Below are 16,445 nucleotides of genomic sequence, written 5' to 3' on the forward strand. Positions count from 1 at the left end.
GCGCGCGGCGCAGCCGCGTGACGGAGGGGGCGCTTGCCCCCCTGCGACATCCCGCCTCGCGCCGCACCCTCATCGTTAACAGGTTGTTCGCTGCTTCGGCCCGATTCTCCGGGACACCATGCGCGCCCTGCCTGACATCCGCGGTCTCAAATATCCGGACGAGTTCATCGCCCGGCACTTCTTCAAGCGTGGCCTGCACCAGAGGACCGGCCGGGTGGTCGAGCTGGGCGGTGGCACGGGCAACAACCTGTCGCTCTACGCCGCCTATGGCTGGGACCTGACCAATGTCGACTACTCGGCCGCCGCCCTGGCCGATTGCCGCTGGAACCTGGGGGACGACGTCACCCTGATCGAGGCCGACCTCTCCAAGGGCCTGCCCGACCTGCCCGGCGCGCCGATCGACGTGCTGCTGATCCCCAACCTGCTCTGCTACCTGACCAGCGCCCAGGCCACGGCGGTGCTGACGGCCGCGCGAGCGCGGCTGGCGCCCGGCGCCGAGGTCTTTGTCCGCACGCGCCTGATCGACGACTTCCGATGCGGCAAGGGCGTCGAGGAAGAGCCGAACGGCTGGCGCCTGGCCACGCCCGAGACCGGCGAGGCGGACCTGTTCAACCTGTTCTACACCGAGGACGGCCTGGTGCGCCGCCTCGTCGAGGAGCTGGGCCTCACCCAGCCCACCGCCCTGAAGGTGGCGTTCGACAACGTCCAGAACGGCGTGATCGTCTCGCCCAACAGCGACCTCGTGGTCTGGGGCGCGACCGCGTGAGCCCCGCCTCGACCTCGCAACGCATCCGCATCATCGGCGGCGGCCTGACGGGCGTTCTGGCCGCCTTCGAAGCCCATCGCCTGGGCTGGCGCGACATCGTCCTGCAGGAACGCTTCGAGGCCCTGGGCGGCGTCGCCCGGCCCAAGCTGATCCACGGCCGCGAGATGCGCGACGGCTGCGTCTATTTCGGCGGCGAGACCGATCCGATCGTCCAGACCCTGAGCGCCCACGGCGCGCGGTTCGAGACCTTCGACAACCGCTTCGGTTCGATGAGCGCCGACTTCGACGGCCGCCGCGTCTTCACGTGGGACTTCGGCGGCCCGGCGGTCGACTGCCCGGCCTATAAGGTCAAGGCCCCCGCCGACGACAGCCTGGCCGCGCGTCTGGCCGCCTATCCGCCCGAGATCGCCGCCACGCTGGAGGACTATGTCCGCTGGCACCTGGGCGCTGATCCGGCCCTGGTGCATGGCGATGCGGTGATCCCGATGGCCATCAACCGGGTGTTCCCGGCCGCCGCCGACCTGACCGCCCTGGCCCGCGCCAAGACGACTGATCCCTGGACGGACGAGCTCTACGCCATCCCGCGCGGCCTGTCGGGGCGCACCGCCAACCTCGTGGCCAGCCTGCCGGCGGGCGGCTTCGCCAAGCTGTTCGACGGCCTGCACGCCGCCCTGGTCAAGCTGGGCGTCAAGGTCGAGCTCAACTGCCTGGTCCCGCCGCGCCAGCTGCTGGCCGAGACGGCCGCCGACGAGACCATCGTCTGGGCCGCCAACCCGACGCCGCTGTTCAAGCCCATGGGCCTGACCACGCCCGCGCTCGTGAAGAAGAGCTTCTTCACCTACGTCTATGAGGTCGAGGCGTTCGACGGCCCCTGCCCGGTCTATGTCCAGAACTTCACCGCCCAGGGCGCGACCTTCCGGGCCTATCTCTATGAGAGCGGCGGGACGACACTGGTGGTGGCCGAGTGCGTGCGCGAGGCCGATCCCAAGACCCTGCCCAGCGAGCTGCGGACCCTGTTGTCAGGCTTTGGCGCGGCGACCCTGGGCCCGATGGTCCACGCCGACGCCCAGCCGCGCTGGATCTATCATTCGCTGGAGGCCATCGCAGGCCTGAAAGCTCTGCGCGGCAAGCTGACCGAGCGCTTCGGCGAGCGCTTCATCCCCGGCGCCTGGGAGCCCTACGCCAAGGCCGCCAAGCTGGCCGAGGTCAACGCCGCCCTGGCCCGCGCCCGCGACCTCGCCGCGCCCGCCGTCGCCCGAGCCGGATGACCGCCGCATCGCCCCTCCGGACGGCGGCGATCATGCAGCCGACCTATCTGCCCTATCTTGGCTACTTCCAGCTGATGGCGGCCGCATCGGTGTTCGTGTTCCTCGACGATGTGCAGTTCGCCCGCCGCTCGTGGCAGTCGCGCAACCGCATCCTGACCGCCCAGGGCGAGCTGATGTTGACCGTGCCGGTGAAGAAGCACGACCGCGACACGCCGATCCACGCGATCCAGATCGACGACAGCCAGCCCTGGCGCGACAAGCACCTGGCCGCCATCCGCCACGCCTATGGCAAGCGGCCGTTCTTCGCCGAAGGCTGGGCCTTCATGTCCGAGCAGTTGGCCCGCGAACGCGACGGGGGCCTGGCCGACCTGACCTGCGGCCTGACCCAGGCCGCAGCGGCGCAATTGGGGATCACCCCAGAGGTCGTCCGCGCCGCCGACCTGAAGGCCCCCGGCGCGCGGTCGGAGCACTTGCTGGCCATCTGCCGCGCGGTCGAGGCCGACGCATACGTCTCGCCCATGGGCTCGGCCGACTACATGGAAGAAGACGGCGTCTTCCAGGCCGCCGGCTTCCCGGCGCGGTTCCAGCCGTTCCAGATGGTGGAATACCCGCAAGGAACCGAACCGTTCGCGCCCTATATGGGCTTTGTCGACGCGCTGATGAATGTCGGCTGGAACGGCATGCGCGAGCTGGTGTCGCCTGACCGGATAGGCTGACGGTCAGGCGTTACGAAACGCCCTTACGAAATATCGTCTCGCGCGTTCCCTTGTGACCGCGGCCAAGGCTCCCGCCTCGGGGAGCGCCGCCTGACGGCCCCAAATCGACCCTCACGTCCCCTCGCCGGACGCACGGCGGAGCGCTGCTTCCTCTCGCGGAGCGTCGCGCTCGCGCGCGTTCGCCACGCCAGCAGAAATGACCCGCCGATGAAAACCTATCCGGGCACGCGCCCCTCCCGCCCCAAGGGCCTGAACGATCCCCGCTCGACCGGCGGCCAGCCGCCCCGGCCCCGCCCGATCGATCCCGACGCGCTTCGGGGGACCAAGACTTGAGCCGGCCGCCCGCGATCGACACGCGCCCCGCCTCCGGCCCGCCCGCCGTTCCCGCCCAGGGTTCTGGCGATGTGATCGCCTATCTGGTGCTGGTTCACCGCTATCCCGCGCAGTTCAAGCGGCTGTTTCGGGCCATCCACGATCCCGACAACTACTATCTGGTCCATGTCGACAAGAACTCGGGCCCGGCGCTGCAGGCCGAGATCCGCGACTTCCTGGCCGCCTATCCCAACGCCGCCGTGCTGGAGAGCAAGAAGGCCCTGTGGGGCGGCTACAGCCTGGTCGACGCCGAGCTGCGCGGCATGGAGACGCTGCTGGAGATGGGCCAGAACTGGGATTTCTTCATCAACCTGTCGGGCCAGGACTTTCCGCTGATGACCCAGAAGCGCATCCGCGCCTTCCTGGCGGAAAATCACGGTCGCGAGTTCATCCGGGTGCTCGATCAGGCCCGCATGCGGCCCGACACCATGGGCCGGGTGCTGCAGCATGTGGTCGAGCTGAAGGACCGCATCGTCGACACCCTGGCCACGCGGCTCTTCCTGGACGGCGCCACCCCCTACATCGGCACCCAGTGGAAGATCGTCAGCCGCGCCTTCTGCGACTTCGTCTGCCACGACCCGTCGGTCGACCGCTACAAGGCCTTCTACCGCAACACCTTCATCGCCGATGAGGGCTTCTTCCAGACCGTGATGATGAACACGGACGTTCATGGCGAAATCATCAATGACGACAAGCGGTTGATCGACTGGATCCCCGACGGCGACATCAAGCTGCGACCCCGCACCTTCGTGGCCGCCGACGCCGCCCAGCTGACCGCCAGCGCCGACCTCTTCGCCCGCAAGTTCGACCTGCAGGAGGACGGCGAGATCTTCGACCTCCTGGAAGCCCACCTGCGCACCCAGGACGCGGCCAATGCAGCCGCCGCGCCGGAGGTGATCGGGAAGCGGCTTCTGCAAGAGGCGTGACGGGGGCGGCCTGGAGCGGGCGGAGGCTGAGGCGGTTTTGATCTTCGCCACGCCGCCTATCGGCGCCGCGCCACCTCCCCCGTTTCACGGGTGAGGAGGAATGACTCCCCTCCTGCCCCGCGAAGCGGGGGAGGTGGATCGCTGCGGATACGCAGCGAGACGGAGGGGGCGTTGAGAGCCAAAGGTCCGCTTCCCACCCGAAGCGGACAGCTCGCAAATCCTCCCCCGCTAGGGGGAGGATTGGAGCGCCATCCCCCTAGCGAACAGTGTTCAGATCGCCCATCCTCCCTGCATACGAAGAGGAAACCGCACATGGCTCAGACAAAATCCGTCGTGATCACCGGCGTCTCGACCGGCATCGGCCATGCGGCGACCAAGGTGCTGATCGGCAAGGGCTTTCACGTCTTTGGCAGCGTCCGCAAGGCCGCCGATAGCGCGCGGCTGAAAACCGAGTTCGGCGACGCCTTCACGCCGCTGATCTTCGACGTCGCCGACGAGGCCGCCGTGCGCGCCGCCGCGCGGCAGGTCGAGGCGGCGCTGGGCGGCGCGAGCCTCGTGGGTCTGGTCAACAACGCCGGGATCGCGGTGGCCGGGCCGCTGCTCTATCTGCCGGTCGAGGAGTTCCGCCACCAGCTGGAGGTCAATCTGACCGGGGTGCTGATCGCCACCCAGGCCTTCGCGCCGCTGCTGGGGGCGGGCGACGCGCGCCGGGGCCCGCCGGGACGGGTGGTCAATATCTCTTCGGTCGGCGGCCGCAACGCCAACCCGTTCATGGGCCCCTACTGCACGACCAAGTTTGGGCTGGAGGGCTTCTCGGAGTCGCTGCGCCGCGAGCTCCTGCCCTTCGGGGTCGACGTGGTGGTGGTAGCGCCGGGCGCGGTGGCCACCCCGATCTGGGACAAGGCCGACCAGGTGGACGTCACCCGCTACGCCAACACCCCCTACGCCAAGGCGCTGGAGCGGATGCGCGGGTTCATGCTGAGCCTTGGCAAATCAGGCCTGCCGCCCGAGCGGATCGGCGAGACCATCGCCACCGCCCTGACCGCGCCGGCGCCCAAGGTCCGCTACGTCGTCTCGCCCTCGCCGATGCAGGTGCTGATGACCGAGATCCTGCCCAAGCGGACGATCGACAAGGCCACGGGCAAGCGGCTGGGCTTGATCTAGCTCAGGCTCCTCCCAGGGCGCACCAGGCGACATAGCCCGCCGTGGCGACGATCATCACGGCGAACAGGCGCCGCGCCAGCAGGGCGCGGGCGGCCAGGCGCGGTGCGAGCTTGGCGCCGATCGCCACGCCGGCGGCGCCGCCGGCGATCAGGGCCAGGAACAGCCGGCCGTCCACCAGGCCCGAGGCCGCGTAGCTGAGGCTGGTGGCCGCGCCGAACATCGTGACAGAGACCAGCGACGAGGCCGCCGCATTGGCCAGGGTCATGCCGGTCGCCGCCATCAGGCCGGGCGCAATGAGAAAGCCGCCGCCGATGCCGAAGAAGCCCGCGGCCAGGCCCGTGGCCGCGCCCACGGGAACCAGCCGCATCGCCTTGGCCGGATCGATCTGCACGTCGGGATCACCGGGCGAGCCGGGCGCGCGGAACATCGACAGCCCCACCGCCGCCATGGCCAGGGCGAACCAGACCAGCAGATGCTGGCCGTTGACCGCCTTGGCTAGGTGCGCCCCCAGCAGCGACCCGACGAGGCCGGGCGCGCCGAAGGTCAGGGCGCAGGGCCACTTGACCCGCCCGGCCTTGGCCTGGGCGAGGAGCCCTACGGCGGCGTTGACCGCCACAGCGGCCGCCGAGGTGCCGATCGCCACGTGCGGGTCGCGCACGCCGACGACGTACAGGAGCAGAGGCGTGGCCAGCACCGATCCGCCGCCGCCGAACAGGGTCAGCAGCAGCGCGACCAGCGCGCCGCTCAGGGCGGCGGTCAGCAGCGAGATGTCCATGGCCTCACGCCACCGCCGGCCGGTTCCACGGGGCCAGGGCCAAGAGGCGGGCCATGCCGCAGAAACCGGTGACGCCCGCAAAGGTCAGGCCGGCGCCGACGAAGCCGGCGAGCCCGAAGAACAGCGGCGAAACCAGCAAGCCCAGCACGACGCCGATCAGAACCAGCACCCCGGCCCCGATCTGCACCTGGCGCATCATTTCCAGCGGCGCCTTCTCGTTCCGTTCAACCGGCAGGCCGGCGGCGTCCCAGGCGTCTAGACCGCCCTCCAGCACGAAGGCGCCCGTCCCACAAACCTGGGCCAGGCGCTGGCCGTTGGCGCCGGTGCGCATGCCCGTGCGGCAGGTGAAGATCACCTCGCGGGCGTCGGGCAGGCCCAGCCCTTGGGCTTCAAGGGTGGAGAGCGGGCGGGACAAGGCGCCCCGCGCGCGGCGGCGGGCGAACTCGTCAGCTTCGCGGATGTCGACCAGCACGGCCCGGCCATCGGCCAGGCGTTGGGCGGCGTCGTCAGGTTTCAGCGGGGTGGGAGACAGCGTGGTCATCGGGGGCGCTTTCGGCTGGAGGGCAAAAGATCTCCGCGAGCGTCGCCACCACCTTCAAGGCGGCGGGGTCGGCGATCCGGTACCAGACCGTGGTGGCTTCGCGGCGCGCGGCCACGACGCCCTCGTCGCGCAGCACCGCCAAGTGCTGGGACAAGGCCGACTGCGACAGGCCGACGAGAGGCTGGATCTGCCCCACCGACCGTTCGCCCTCGGCGAGCTGGCAAAGGATCATCAACCGCCGCTCGTTGCCCAGGGCGCGCAGAAGCTTGGCGGCTTCAGCGGCGCTGGCCTCGAACTGGCTGACGGAGAAACGCGAAAGATCGAACATGAGCGCCATATATTAGCTTGTTCTAAATTAGCAAGTCCTTATATGAAGGCCGTGCTGCAGAAAGGCTCTGACCATGCGACCCGACGTTCAAGCGTTTTTCGACACCGCGACCTTCACCGCCAGCTATCTGGTGGTGGATCCGGCCACCAAGACCGCCGCGATCATCGACCCGGTGCTGGATTTCGAACCCAAGGCGGGCAAGCTCTCCACCACCTCGGCCGACGCCCTGCTGGCGGCGGTGCGCGACCAGGGCCTGCACCTGGCCTATGTCCTGGAGACCCACGCCCACGCCGATCACCTGTCGGCCGCCGACCTGATCCGCCGCCAGACCGGCGCGAAGATCGTCATCGGCGCCAAGATCACCGAGGTCCAGAAGGCCTTCATTCCCGTGTTCGAGGCCGATGTGGCCGCCGATGGCGCGGTGTTCGACGTGCTGATGGAGGAAGGCGACGTCCTGCCGCTGGGCGAACTGTCGATCGCGGCGCTACATACCCCCGGCCACACGCCGGCCTGCCTGACCTATCGGATCGGCGACGCCGCCTTTGTCGGCGACACCCTGTTCATGCCCGACTACGGCACCGCCCGCGCCGACTTCCCCGGCGGCGACGCGCGCACGCTATATCGCTCGATCCAGAAGGTGCTGGCCCTGCCGCCGGAGACCCGGGTCTTCGTTGGCCACGACTACCTGCCCGCCGGCCGCGACACGTACCGCTGGGAGACGACGGTGGCCGAGGAACGGGCGCGCAACATCCATGTGGGCGGCGGCGCCCGGGAGGACGACTTCGTGGCCATGCGCCAGGCCCGCGACGCCACCTTGGCCGCCCCGACCCTGATCCTGCCGTCGCTGCAGGTGAACATCCGCGCCGGCGCCCTGCCCGACCCGACGGTGGCGGGGAACATCTTCCTGCGCCTGCCGGTGACCTGGGCGGCGTAGGGGCTGTATCGTAACGCGACACACGCCCTTGATATTCGTGTCGCGTCGCGATACAAATCGCTTTGGAGACGGCGATGGCGATCCAGAGCTTCAAGGACCTGCGCGCGAAGGCCATCCTCGACGGGGTGACGCCCGGAAAAGGTTTTCCGTCCGACCTCATCAGGGTCGCCAAGCGCAAGTTGGAGATGCTGGAAGCCGCCGTCGTCCTGAACGACCTCCGTACGCCACCGGGCAATCGGCTCGAAGCCTTGTCCGGACACCGTAAGGGTCAGCATTCGATCCGTGTCAACGATCAGTTCCGGCTGGTCTTTGTCTGGACCGAAGCAGGACCGGCGGAGGTCGAGTTCGTGGATTATCACTGAGCGCCGCCGGCGCTCAGAACAGGAGGCGACCGATGCGCATGGACATCGCTGAGGGCAACGATCCCCTTGCCCCGGTCCATCCGGGCGAGATCCTGCTGGAAGAGTTCTTGAAGCCCTATGGCCTCACGCCCGGCCGCGTCGCGGCCCGGCTTCACATCGCTCGCCCCCGGATCGAGAAGCTCGTTCGGGGTCAAACGCCGGTGACCATCGACACCGCGCTGCGCCTGGAGCGCCTGTTCGGCGCCAGCGCGCAGTTCTGGCTCAATCTGCAGAACCGCTACGACCTGGAAATGGCCAAGCGAGGCGTCGCGCCGGACATCGCCAGCATCGAGCCGTTCGCGGCTTAGAGCCTCGCGCGTCAAAACGGACTCGTTTTGACGCGATAACGAGGCTCTAAAATCAAACACTTAGAGCGTAACTTACGCCGAAACCGGTTCCCACTTTCGGCGTCACGCTCTAACCCACCATCGACCAGTCTAGCGGCTCGCCGCGGGCGAGATCCCGGGTGGCCTTGCCGGCCAGCACCTTGTCGAGATCGGCCGGCGGCAGGCCGTTGCCGGGGCGGACCGAGCGGACATTGGCTCGCGTCAGGGGCTCGCCGGCCTTGACGTCGGCGGTGACGTACAGCGAGCGGCGGAAGAGCAGGCTCGTGGCCTCCGAGCCCAGCACGTCATAGTGCGCGCGGCCCAGCGCCGCCCAGGCGTTCTTGGTGTCGTCCACAAGGGCCTTGAACTCGGCGGGCTCCAGGCTGAAGGCCGCATCGGGGCCGCCGTCGGCGCGGGCCAGGGTGAAGTGCTTCTCGACCGCGCAGGCGCCCAGGCTCACCGCCGCCACCGAGGCGGCCGTGCCCGGCGTGTGGTCCGACAGGCCGATCGGGCAGCCGAAACGCGCGGCCATGTCCGGCACGGTCCGCACATTGGCGTCGGCGAACGTGGCCGGATAGCTCGACACGCAGTGCAGCAGCAGCACGCCCGGCGCGCCGGCGGTCAGGGCCGTATCGAGCGCCGTCTGCATCTCGGTCAGGTTGGCCATGCCGGTCGAAATGATCAGCGGCTTGCCCTTGGCGGCGGCGTACTTGATCAGCGGCAGGTCGACGGCCTCGAACGAGGCGATCTTGAAGGCCGGCGCGCCCAGGCTGTCCAGGAGGTCGACGGCGGTCTCGTCAAAGGGGCTGGAGAAGATGGTCACACCGCGCTGGCGGGCGCGCTCGAAGATAGCCGCGTGCCACTCGAACGGGGTGTGGGCCTCTTCGTAGAGCTCATAGAGCGTCCGGCCGTCCCACAGGCCGCCGTGGATCTTGAACTCGGGCCGGTCGACATCCAGCGTGATGGTGTCGGCGGTGTAGGTCTGGATCTTGATCGCGTCGCAGCCGGTGTCGGCGGCGGCGTCGACCATGGCCAGACAGCGCTCGAGGCTGCCGTTGTGGTTCCCCGACAGCTCGCAGATCACATAGGGCGAATTATCGGCGCCGATCTTGCGGCCATTTATCTCGATAGAAGGCGGGATTTCAACGAAGGGTGCGGACATGGGGGCGCTCGCTTTTATCCCCAGAACATTAACCTCGAAATCGTAGACGAGACGTCAACCGAAATACAATCTAGGGGAGATCAAGAAGGTCGATACGATTTCAGCGCAAGGCGCGGGGGTGCATTGTCGAAGGGCGACAAGCTTTTGCAGGCGATGATGCGCAATCCCGCAGGCGATTGGCGCATTTCCGACGTCGAGGTCGTCTGCACACAATACGGCCTAAGCTGCAGCCCGCCCACGGGCGGTGGCTCGCACTATCGGGTTTCTCACCCTAAACTCTTTGAAATTCTTACCATTCCAGCCCGCCGCCCGATCAAGCCGATATACATCAAGCAGCTCGTCGCCTATATTGAGAGAATAGTGAGGCCAGCGAATGATCCGTAGGCGCAACTACAGAATCGTTCTCAAGACGCTGTCTGTCGAAGACGGCGGCGGCTACCTTGCGACGGTTCCCGATCTTCCCGGATGCATGTCGGACGGCGCGACCGAGGCTGAGGTTCTCACGAACATTGAGGACGCGATCGCCCAATGGATCGATCACGCCGTGTCTGAGGGCCGCAAGATTCCAGAGCCCGATAGGCACTATCGGTACGGGACTTAAGAGCCCCGTACCGTCACGCTGAGAGCGTCGCTTCCGTTGAATTCGGACGTCGTGGACGAGCCGTCAATCGCAGCCGCCGCCGCCGCCATCTGCGCTGCAGTCGCCGCCAGAGTTGCTGGAGCCGCCGTCGGCGACCACGCCGCCGTCGCCGTTGTTCTTTGCCTTCTTGTCAGACGCCACCGACGCCGCGTGGGCCGTCACGCCCAGGCCGCCGCCGATGGCGACGCCGAGACCAATCCCCAGCGCCAGATTATCCAGCGCCAGGCCCAGGGCGACGCCAATCGCGATCCCTGCGCCCATGCCGATCGGCAAGCCTGCCTTCATAACGTCCCCCTCAATCGGCCGATCCTACTCGATGATCGGCTCGCCGCGCGGTCGCGCGTCGTATTCCTTCTTGCCCTGCCAGGCCGAATAGCCGGCGGTTATCACGAACATGGTCACCAGACCAAGGCCCACCAGCACGTCGCCGAACCAGACATTGGCCAGACCCGCGAACAGGGCGACGATACCCACGCCCAGTAGAACGCCGAGCTTCATCAGGTTTTCCTCCCGTGGCTTATGTCGCCACTGCGGAGAATCCACACTATATCTCCGCCCATGTCTACGCCCTCCCCTCGCCAGACCCGCTGCCTGATCATCGGATCGGGTCCCGCCGGCTACACCGCCGCCATCTACGCCGCGCGCGCGCTGCTGAAACCCGTGCTGATCGCCGGCATCCAGCCCGGCGGCCAGCTGACCATCACGACGGACGTCGAGAACTATCCCGGCTTCGCCGACGTCATCCAGGGCCCCTGGCTGATGGACCAGATGCGCGCCCAGGCCGAGCATGTCGGCACCGAGTTCGTCAGCGACATCGTCACCAGCGTCGACCTGTCCAAGCGCCCCTTCACGGTGAAGACCGACAGCGGTCAGGACTGGATCGCCGAGACCATCATCATCGCCACCGGCGCCCAGGCCAAATGGCTGGGCCTGGAAAGCGAAAGCAAGTTCCAGGGCTTTGGCGTCAGCGCCTGCGCCACCTGCGACGGCTTCTTCTATCGCAACAAGGACGTCATCGTGGTCGGCGGCGGCAACACCGCCGTGGAAGAGGCTCTGTTCCTGACCAACTTCGCCAGCAAGGTCACCCTGGTGCACCGCAAGGACGAGCTGCGCGCCGAGAAGATCCTGCAGGAGCGCCTCCTGGCTCACCCCAAGATCGAGGTGATCTGGGACAGCGTCATCGACGAGGTCCTGGGCCAGACCGACCCCATGGGCGTCACCGGCGCGCGCCTGAAGAACGTCAAGACCGGCGAGACCCAGGAGGTCGCCGCTGACGGGGTGTTCATCGCCATCGGCCACGCGCCGTCGTCGGAACTGTTCGCCGGCCAGCTGGACATCGGGTCCGGCGGCTATCTGAAGGTCAAGCCGGGCACGGCCGCGACTGCGGTCGAGGGCGTCTACGCCGCCGGCGACGTCACCGACGACGTCTACCGCCAGGCCGTCACCGCCGCCGGCATGGGCTGCATGGCCGCCCTGGAAGCCGTGCGCTTCCTGGCCGAAGAAGACCACAAGGCCGCCCACCACCCGATCAGCCACGCCGAGGCCAATAAGATCGGCGTCTGGTGAGGGTTTAGCGGTCGGCGCAAGGCAGCTTGTGCGTCCTTCGAGGCTCGCCTTCGGCTCACACCTCAGGATGAGGAAAGCTTTTGCTGAACACCTCATCCTGAGGTGCGCGCTCTTCAGCGCGCCTCGAAGGACGCAATGCGCCCAAAGCCCGATCAGCCACGCCAAGGCCAACAAGATCGGCGTCTGGTGAGGGTTTAGCGCCCCCTCCGTCTCGTCGCGTATCCGCGCCGATCCACCTCCCCCGCTACGCGAGGGAGGATGAACCTCCTCCCCCTTGCAACGGGGGAGGTGTCGCGCGGCAAGGCCGCGTGACGGAGGGGGCGCGTCCCCTAATTCAACGGATTGAGCAGGCTCGGCGGCCGAGGCTTGGGCTTTGGCGGCGGCGGCGGTGGCGGGGCCTCGGCTGTGGGCGGCTGCGGGCCTGAGACGGATTCCAGCGCCTTGTTGATCCGCGCGACCTCTTCGGGAGTCGGAATCCGGCGGCCGGCCACCGTGCCCTGCACTGTCACCCGCTCGCCGGTCGGCGAATTGGCGTCCGGCACGGCCACCAGCTTGGCGTCGGGCAGGATCAGATTCGACACCCCCAGCATCTGGGCTGCAGCCCCCGTCGCGACCGGCGCCGCGTCGGCCGGCGTGGTCTGGGCGGCCAGCACCTCCGGCGGAGCGGCCTCCAGGGTGCGCGGGTCGGCGGCCATCAGGATGTCGGCGCTGACCGTCTCATTGCCCGAGTAGCGGCCCCGGAACGCCTGCAAGGTCCCGGACGGCCCGGTCCAGCGATAGAAGACGTGCTGGCCAAACTGCTTGAGCTTGACCAGGGTCGGCGCCCAGTAGGGCGACACATAGTCGGCGTGATAGTGGGTGGCCACGCCCACCGGCTTGAACACGAAGCCGCTCAGGGCGCGCTTGGCCACCGCCTGGGCGTTGGCCCAGATCGCCGGCACCGGCTCGCGCGCCAGCGAGCCGTCGCAGGCGAAGCTGAACTGGCAGCCCGTTGTCCGCGCCGCGCCCTCGTAGATCACCCCGCAGATCGACTTGGGATAGCCGGGGTGACGCATACGATTGATCACCGTCTGGGCCACGGCCATCTGGCCCTCGCCGGGCTCGAACCCCGCCTCGTAATAGACCGCCTGGGTCAGGCACTGCAGGGCCTGGGCGCGCGCCTCGGGCGTGCCCGTCAGCACGAACGGCTTGGCGACCTCAAGCGGCTCGTCGATGGCCGGACGCAGTGAATTGATCAGCCGCGCGGCCTCGAAGTCGGGATCACGATCGCCCAGGCGCGGGATGTTCGAGAGGCGGATCACCTCCCAGCCCGGCACGCGGCCCCAATAGTCGGTGTGCGGGCGCGGGTCGTGGCGACGCGCCAGGGCCAGCATCGCCGGGTCCATATTGGCGACATAGCGCTTGAGGCCCCGCTCGCTGAAGCTGGCGGTGACGCGCATCAGCCCGGCGTCCCGACCCGTTCCGGCCGGCACGTAGTAGGTCGCGCACGCGGAAAGGCCGCCGACCACCCCAAGGGCGGCGACGGCCTTCCAGGTTTCACTGTGTTTCGCAGCCCCCACCCGCACGCGGGATGGCTACTTTACGCCGAGGGTGGAGCGCAGCATCCAGGCGTGCTTTTCGTGGGCCTGCAGCCGCTGGGTCAGAAGGTCGGCGGTGGCTTCGTCGCCGGCGTCGTCGGCGATCGGCATGGCGTCGCGCAGGGTGCGGATCACCGTCTCGTTGTCGGCCTTCAGTTCGCCGATCATGCCTTCCCAGTCCTGCTCGGGATCACCGTCCTTGAGGCTGGAGAGGTTGCCGAAGGCGGCGTAGCCCTGCGGGGCCAGCTCGCCCAGGGCGCGGATACGCTCGGCGATCGCGTCCAGCGCGGCCCATTCTTCCTGGTACTGCCCCTCAAGCAGCACATGCAGGGACTGGAAGTTCGGCCCGCGAACATTCCAGTGATAGCCATGCGTCTTCAGATACAGCGCGTAGCTGTCGGCAAGCACCTTGTTGAGCGAAGCGGCGATATCGGTGCGCTGTTTCGCGGTCAGCCCGGTGTTCAAAGCGGCGGCCATCATGATCTCCCGTGTTGCGCGTCTTAGGTAAGCGTGTCCATCCTCTTGGCAAGACATCTTTGCCTGGAGCGGGGATGGAGAAGAAAGACAACCCGATCCGCGCCCCCGACGACCAAGGACGTATCCACGCGCTGGTTAGCGCTTGGCTCATCCCTCCGGTTCCGCCGCCAGCATGGCTTTGTGCGATCGCGTCGATCATCGGCGTGGCCATGGCCGTCCTGATGCGCGTCGGTCTGCTGGGTCTGAGCAGCGGCGTCGGCGCGACCCAGCCCTTCTTCCCGGCGATCATGCTGGTGACGCTGTACGCCGGCTGGCGCTGGGGGATGGTCCCCACGATCGCCGGCGCAGTGTTCGGCTGGTGGCTGTGGGGCGGACGCGACGGCCAGCCGCTGAACAGCGACGAGCTGTCGAGCATCGTCATCTATCTGATCTGCGGCGGGATGGTGGCGGCGGCGGCCGAGGGGCTGCGCGGCGCCATGCAGGGCCTGGCCCGGGCGCGCGCGCAACGCGCCGACGCCGAGACGCGGCTGCGGGTCACCCAGACGGCCGCAGGGGTTGGGCCCTGGGACTACGACCTGACGACCGGCCAGCTCAACCTGTCGCCGGCGGCGCGACGGAACCTGGGCATCCCGGAACACGCCGACATCATCCTGGCCGACCTGCCCCGCTTTGTTCACCCCGACGACCGGGCGATGACGGAGGCCATCGTCTTTGGCGGGTTGAACAATCTGACGGACTACGAGGTCGAGTACCGCCTGGCCGACACCAGCAAGGGCGAGCGCTGGGTGCATGGGCGCGGCGAGGTGCTCTGCGACGACACCGGCCGCCCGGTGCGGATGATCGGCCTGAACTTCGACGTGACCAACCGCCGACGGGCCGAGGCCGAGGTGCGCGAGAGCGAGGCGCGGTTCCGGGCCCTGGCCGACAGCGCCCCCGCCCTGATGTGGGTGACCCGGTCCGACGGGATCCGCCAGTTCGTCAACAACGCCTATGTCGCCTTCGCGGGCCTGGACTATGACAGCGCCCTGACCCTGGACTGGCGGACCCGCATCTTCCCCGAGGACCTGCCGCGCATCCTCAAGGAGCAGGTCGCCGGCGAGGCGTCGCGCCAGCCCTTCAGCCTCGAGGCGCGCTACCGCCGCGCAGATGGCGAGTGGCGCTGGCTCAAGTCGTTCTCGCAGCCCCGCTATGATCCCTCCGGCGCGTTCGCCGGCTTTATCGGCATGGCCTTCGACACGACCGAGGCCAAGCAGGCCGAGGCCAATCTGACCGGCATGAACGAGCTTCTGGAGGATCGGGTCGCCGCCGCCGTCGCCGAGCGCGACGCCGCCCAGGCCGCCCTGCTGCAATCCCAGAAGCTGGAGGCCATCGGCCAGCTGACCGGCGGCGTCGCCCACGACTTCAACAACCTGCTGACGGTGATCATCGGCGCGCTGGACGTGGTCGAGCGTCACCCCGACGACGCCCGACGGCGCGAGCGGATGGTCGGCGCGGCCCTGGCGGCGGCCAAGCGCGGCGAGAAGCTGACCCAGCATCTGCTGGCCTTCGCCCGCCGCCAGCCGCTGAAGCCGGAGGTGTGCCGCATCGATGGCCTGATCGCCGAGAGCGAAGGTCTGCTCCGGCGCGCCCTGGGCGACGCCTTCAGCTTCCACCTGCGCCTCGGCGCGGGCGTGCGCAGCGCCCGGATCGACGCGGGTCAGTTCGAGGCGGCCCTGCTCAACCTCGTGGTCAACGCCCGTGACGCCACGCCGCCCGGCGGCGAGGTGAGCATCGAGTCCCGCCAGGTGACCCTGGATCGCAAGGACGGCGACCTGGAGCCGGGCCAGTACCTGCGCGTCGCCGTCCGCGACACCGGGGCGGGCATGGACGCGGCGACCATCGCCCGGGCGGTCGAGCCCTTCTTCACCACCAAGCCGCCGGGCGAAGGCACCGGGCTTGGCCTGTCGCAGGTCTATGGCTTCGCCCGCCAGAGCGGCGGGTCCGTGCTGATCGAAAGCAAGCCGGGACAAGGCGCGACGGTGGCCCTGCTGTTGCCGGTCAGCGAGGGGGACGCGGTCAGCGAAAGCCTGCCCCGCGTCGATCACATCCGCACCCAGACGCCCTCGCGGGTGCTGTTGGTCGAGGACGATCCCCAGGTCGCCGAACTGGTCGACGCCATGCTGAGCGACCTGGGTCACGCGGTGGTGCGCGCCGGCGGGGTCGACGAAGCCCTCTTACGCCTGGAGCAGGACGACGGCATCCAGCTGGTGCTCAGCGACGTGATCATGCCGGGCGGCAAGAGCGGCGTGGACCTGGCCGAGCAACTGGCCGCCACCCGCCCCGGCCTGCCGGTGGTGCTGTGCTCGGGCTATACCGGCGGCGACCAGGGCCGGGCGCGGGCGGGCGACTGGCCGTTCATCAGCAAGCCGTTCTCGCTGGAGACCCTGGCCCAAGCCCTGGCCCAGGCGCGGCCGCACTGAGACGCGTTGGGGGAGCGAAAACCCCGATATCGCAACGGCTAAACCTC

At 68.5% G+C, this 16,445-nt stretch carries 21 protein-coding genes; 13 read left to right on the forward strand and 8 right to left on the reverse strand.

Annotation, left to right across the window (positions count from 1 at the left end):
* Positions 1-118: 118 nt before the first annotated feature.
* From CA606_RS14375 to CA606_RS14400, 6 genes are all read left to right on the forward strand, one after another.
* Positions 119-766 (forward strand): class I SAM-dependent methyltransferase, encoded by a 648-nt coding sequence (locus CA606_RS14375; protein ID WP_096050506.1) that lies wholly within the window; start codon positions 119-121, stop codon positions 764-766.
* Positions 763-2,034 (forward strand): flagellin modification protein FlmF, encoded by a 1,272-nt coding sequence (locus CA606_RS14380; RefSeq protein ID WP_096050505.1) that lies wholly within the window; start codon positions 763-765, stop codon positions 2,032-2,034. The genes CA606_RS14375 and CA606_RS14380 overlap by 4 nt, the downstream gene beginning before the upstream one ends.
* On the forward strand, positions 2,031-2,750 hold the full coding sequence (locus CA606_RS14385; protein WP_096050504.1) for a WbqC family protein: 720 nt from the start codon (positions 2,031-2,033) through the stop codon (positions 2,748-2,750). The genes CA606_RS14380 and CA606_RS14385 overlap by 4 nt, the downstream gene beginning before the upstream one ends.
* 207 nt (positions 2,751-2,957) lie before the next feature.
* The gene (locus tag CA606_RS14390) at positions 2,958-3,083 is read left to right on the forward strand and encodes a hypothetical protein (RefSeq protein WP_096050503.1); all 126 of its coding nucleotides are present in this window, start codon (positions 2,958-2,960) and stop codon (positions 3,081-3,083) included.
* Positions 3,080-4,048, forward strand: a complete 969-nt coding sequence (locus CA606_RS14395) for a beta-1,6-N-acetylglucosaminyltransferase (RefSeq protein WP_096050502.1) — start codon at positions 3,080-3,082, stop codon at positions 4,046-4,048. Before CA606_RS14390 ends, CA606_RS14395 begins: the two co-directional genes overlap by 4 nt.
* A gap of 312 nt (positions 4,049-4,360) precedes the next feature.
* Complete coding sequence (locus tag CA606_RS14400; RefSeq protein ID WP_096050501.1) at positions 4,361-5,212, forward strand: SDR family NAD(P)-dependent oxidoreductase; 852 nt, start codon at positions 4,361-4,363, stop codon at positions 5,210-5,212.
* Position 5,213: 1 nt separating this feature from the next.
* Here the strand turns inward: CA606_RS14400 and CA606_RS14405 are convergent, their stop codons facing one another.
* From CA606_RS14405 to CA606_RS14415, 3 genes are read right to left on the reverse strand one after another with little or no spacing between them, the layout of a single operon-like run.
* On the reverse strand, positions 5,214-5,987 hold the full coding sequence (locus CA606_RS14405; protein WP_096050500.1) for a sulfite exporter TauE/SafE family protein: 774 nt from the start codon (positions 5,985-5,987) through the stop codon (positions 5,214-5,216).
* Between the two features lie 4 nt (positions 5,988-5,991).
* Positions 5,992-6,528, reverse strand: coding sequence for a rhodanese family protein (locus CA606_RS14410; RefSeq protein ID WP_096050499.1), 537 nt, complete (start codon positions 6,526-6,528; stop codon positions 5,992-5,994).
* Positions 6,494-6,856 carry an ArsR/SmtB family transcription factor gene (locus CA606_RS14415; protein WP_181242904.1) on the reverse strand — a complete coding sequence of 121 codons (363 nt, stop codon included), beginning with the start codon at positions 6,854-6,856 and terminating at the stop codon, positions 6,494-6,496. The genes CA606_RS14410 and CA606_RS14415 overlap by 35 nt, the downstream gene beginning before the upstream one ends.
* Before the next feature lie 73 nt (positions 6,857-6,929).
* Here CA606_RS14415 and CA606_RS14420 point away from each other — a divergent pair, with 73 nt between their 5' ends.
* From CA606_RS14420 to CA606_RS14430, 3 genes are all read left to right on the forward strand, one after another.
* Positions 6,930-7,790, forward strand: a complete 861-nt coding sequence (locus CA606_RS14420; RefSeq protein WP_096050497.1) for an MBL fold metallo-hydrolase — start codon at positions 6,930-6,932, stop codon at positions 7,788-7,790.
* 74 nt (positions 7,791-7,864) lie between these two features.
* On the forward strand, positions 7,865-8,152 hold the full coding sequence (locus tag CA606_RS14425; protein WP_096050496.1) for a type II toxin-antitoxin system RelE/ParE family toxin: 288 nt from the start codon (positions 7,865-7,867) through the stop codon (positions 8,150-8,152).
* A gap of 32 nt (positions 8,153-8,184) precedes the next feature.
* Positions 8,185-8,499, forward strand: a complete 315-nt coding sequence (locus CA606_RS14430; protein WP_096050495.1) for a HigA family addiction module antitoxin — start codon at positions 8,185-8,187, stop codon at positions 8,497-8,499.
* Between the two features lie 109 nt (positions 8,500-8,608).
* Here the strand turns inward: CA606_RS14430 and pseI are convergent, their stop codons facing one another.
* Positions 8,609-9,679: a pseudaminic acid synthase gene (gene pseI, locus CA606_RS14435; RefSeq protein WP_096050494.1), complete on the reverse strand. Its 1,071-nt coding sequence runs from the start codon at positions 9,677-9,679 to the stop codon at positions 8,609-8,611.
* 123 nt (positions 9,680-9,802) lie between these two features.
* Here pseI and CA606_RS14440 point away from each other — a divergent pair, with 123 nt between their 5' ends.
* Positions 9,803-10,063 carry a hypothetical protein gene (locus CA606_RS14440; RefSeq protein WP_096050493.1) on the forward strand — a complete coding sequence of 87 codons (261 nt, stop codon included), beginning with the start codon at positions 9,803-9,805 and terminating at the stop codon, positions 10,061-10,063.
* Positions 10,053-10,280, forward strand: a complete 228-nt coding sequence (locus CA606_RS14445) for a type II toxin-antitoxin system HicB family antitoxin (protein WP_096050492.1) — start codon at positions 10,053-10,055, stop codon at positions 10,278-10,280. The genes CA606_RS14440 and CA606_RS14445 overlap by 11 nt, the downstream gene beginning before the upstream one ends.
* A 63-nt stretch (positions 10,281-10,343) precedes the next feature.
* Here the strand turns inward: CA606_RS14445 and CA606_RS14450 are convergent, their stop codons facing one another.
* Together CA606_RS14450 and CA606_RS14455 are read right to left on the reverse strand one after the other, a co-directional pair.
* Complete coding sequence (locus CA606_RS14450) at positions 10,344-10,604, reverse strand: hypothetical protein (protein ID WP_096050491.1); 261 nt, start codon at positions 10,602-10,604, stop codon at positions 10,344-10,346.
* Positions 10,605-10,628: 24 nt separating this feature from the next.
* Entirely contained in the window at positions 10,629-10,817 is a 189-nt protein-coding gene (locus CA606_RS14455) for a hypothetical protein (protein ID WP_096050490.1), read from the reverse strand.
* Between the two features lie 60 nt (positions 10,818-10,877).
* Between CA606_RS14455 and trxB the strand changes: the two genes are divergently transcribed.
* Positions 10,878-11,885 carry a thioredoxin-disulfide reductase gene (trxB, locus tag CA606_RS14460; RefSeq protein WP_096050489.1) on the forward strand — a complete coding sequence of 336 codons (1,008 nt, stop codon included), beginning with the start codon at positions 10,878-10,880 and terminating at the stop codon, positions 11,883-11,885.
* Positions 11,886-12,214: 329 nt separating this feature from the next.
* On the opposite strand, the gene CA606_RS14465 is transcribed toward trxB, so the two are convergent.
* Together CA606_RS14465 and CA606_RS14470 are read right to left on the reverse strand one after the other, a co-directional pair.
* Positions 12,215-13,450, reverse strand: a complete 1,236-nt coding sequence (locus CA606_RS14465) for a cell wall hydrolase (RefSeq protein WP_096050488.1) — start codon at positions 13,448-13,450, stop codon at positions 12,215-12,217.
* Positions 13,451-13,459: 9 nt separating this feature from the next.
* Positions 13,460-13,939: a Dps family protein gene (locus CA606_RS14470; RefSeq protein WP_181242905.1), complete on the reverse strand. Its 480-nt coding sequence runs from the start codon at positions 13,937-13,939 to the stop codon at positions 13,460-13,462.
* 59 nt (positions 13,940-13,998) lie between these two features.
* On the opposite strand from CA606_RS14470, the gene CA606_RS14475 reads away from it, so the two are divergent.
* Complete coding sequence (locus CA606_RS14475; protein ID WP_181242601.1) at positions 13,999-16,398, forward strand: hybrid sensor histidine kinase/response regulator; 2,400 nt, start codon at positions 13,999-14,001, stop codon at positions 16,396-16,398.
* The last annotated feature ends 47 nt before the right edge of the window (positions 16,399-16,445 follow it).

Origin of the sequence: Caulobacter vibrioides (genome assembly GCF_002310375.3) — a bacterium.
Taxonomy (GTDB): domain Bacteria; phylum Pseudomonadota; class Alphaproteobacteria; order Caulobacterales; family Caulobacteraceae; genus Caulobacter; species Caulobacter vibrioides_D.

Bases quoted from the DNA above. Each gene is read 5' to 3' on its own strand.
- CA606_RS14375 (WP_096050506.1), top strand. From the start codon at position 119: ATGCGCGCCCTGCCTGACATCCGCGGTCTCAAATATCCGGACGAGTTC.
- CA606_RS14385 (WP_096050504.1), top strand. From the start codon at position 2,031: ATGACCGCCGCATCGCCCCTCCGGACGGCGGCGATCATGCAGCCGACC.
- CA606_RS14390 (WP_096050503.1), top strand. From the start codon at position 2,958: ATGAAAACCTATCCGGGCACGCGCCCCTCCCGCCCCAAGGGCCTGAAC.
- CA606_RS14400 (WP_096050501.1), top strand. From the start codon at position 4,361: ATGGCTCAGACAAAATCCGTCGTGATCACCGGCGTCTCGACCGGCATC.
- CA606_RS14405 (WP_096050500.1), bottom strand. From the start codon at position 5,987: ATGGACATCTCGCTGCTGACCGCCGCCCTGAGCGGCGCGCTGGTCGCG.
- CA606_RS14410 (WP_096050499.1), bottom strand. From the start codon at position 6,528: ATGACCACGCTGTCTCCCACCCCGCTGAAACCTGACGACGCCGCCCAA.
- CA606_RS14415 (WP_181242904.1), bottom strand. From the start codon at position 6,856: ATGTTCGATCTTTCGCGTTTCTCCGTCAGCCAGTTCGAGGCCAGCGCC.
- CA606_RS14420 (WP_096050497.1), top strand. From the start codon at position 6,930: ATGCGACCCGACGTTCAAGCGTTTTTCGACACCGCGACCTTCACCGCC.
- CA606_RS14425 (WP_096050496.1), top strand. From the start codon at position 7,865: ATGGCGATCCAGAGCTTCAAGGACCTGCGCGCGAAGGCCATCCTCGAC.
- CA606_RS14430 (WP_096050495.1), top strand. From the start codon at position 8,185: ATGCGCATGGACATCGCTGAGGGCAACGATCCCCTTGCCCCGGTCCAT.
- pseI (WP_096050494.1), bottom strand. From the start codon at position 9,679: ATGTCCGCACCCTTCGTTGAAATCCCGCCTTCTATCGAGATAAATGGC.
- CA606_RS14445 (WP_096050492.1), top strand. From the start codon at position 10,053: ATGATCCGTAGGCGCAACTACAGAATCGTTCTCAAGACGCTGTCTGTC.
- CA606_RS14450 (WP_096050491.1), bottom strand. From the start codon at position 10,604: ATGAAGGCAGGCTTGCCGATCGGCATGGGCGCAGGGATCGCGATTGGC.
- CA606_RS14455 (WP_096050490.1), bottom strand. From the start codon at position 10,817: ATGAAGCTCGGCGTTCTACTGGGCGTGGGTATCGTCGCCCTGTTCGCG.
- trxB (WP_096050489.1), top strand. From the start codon at position 10,878: ATGTCTACGCCCTCCCCTCGCCAGACCCGCTGCCTGATCATCGGATCG.
- CA606_RS14470 (WP_181242905.1), bottom strand. From the start codon at position 13,939: ATGGCCGCCGCTTTGAACACCGGGCTGACCGCGAAACAGCGCACCGAT.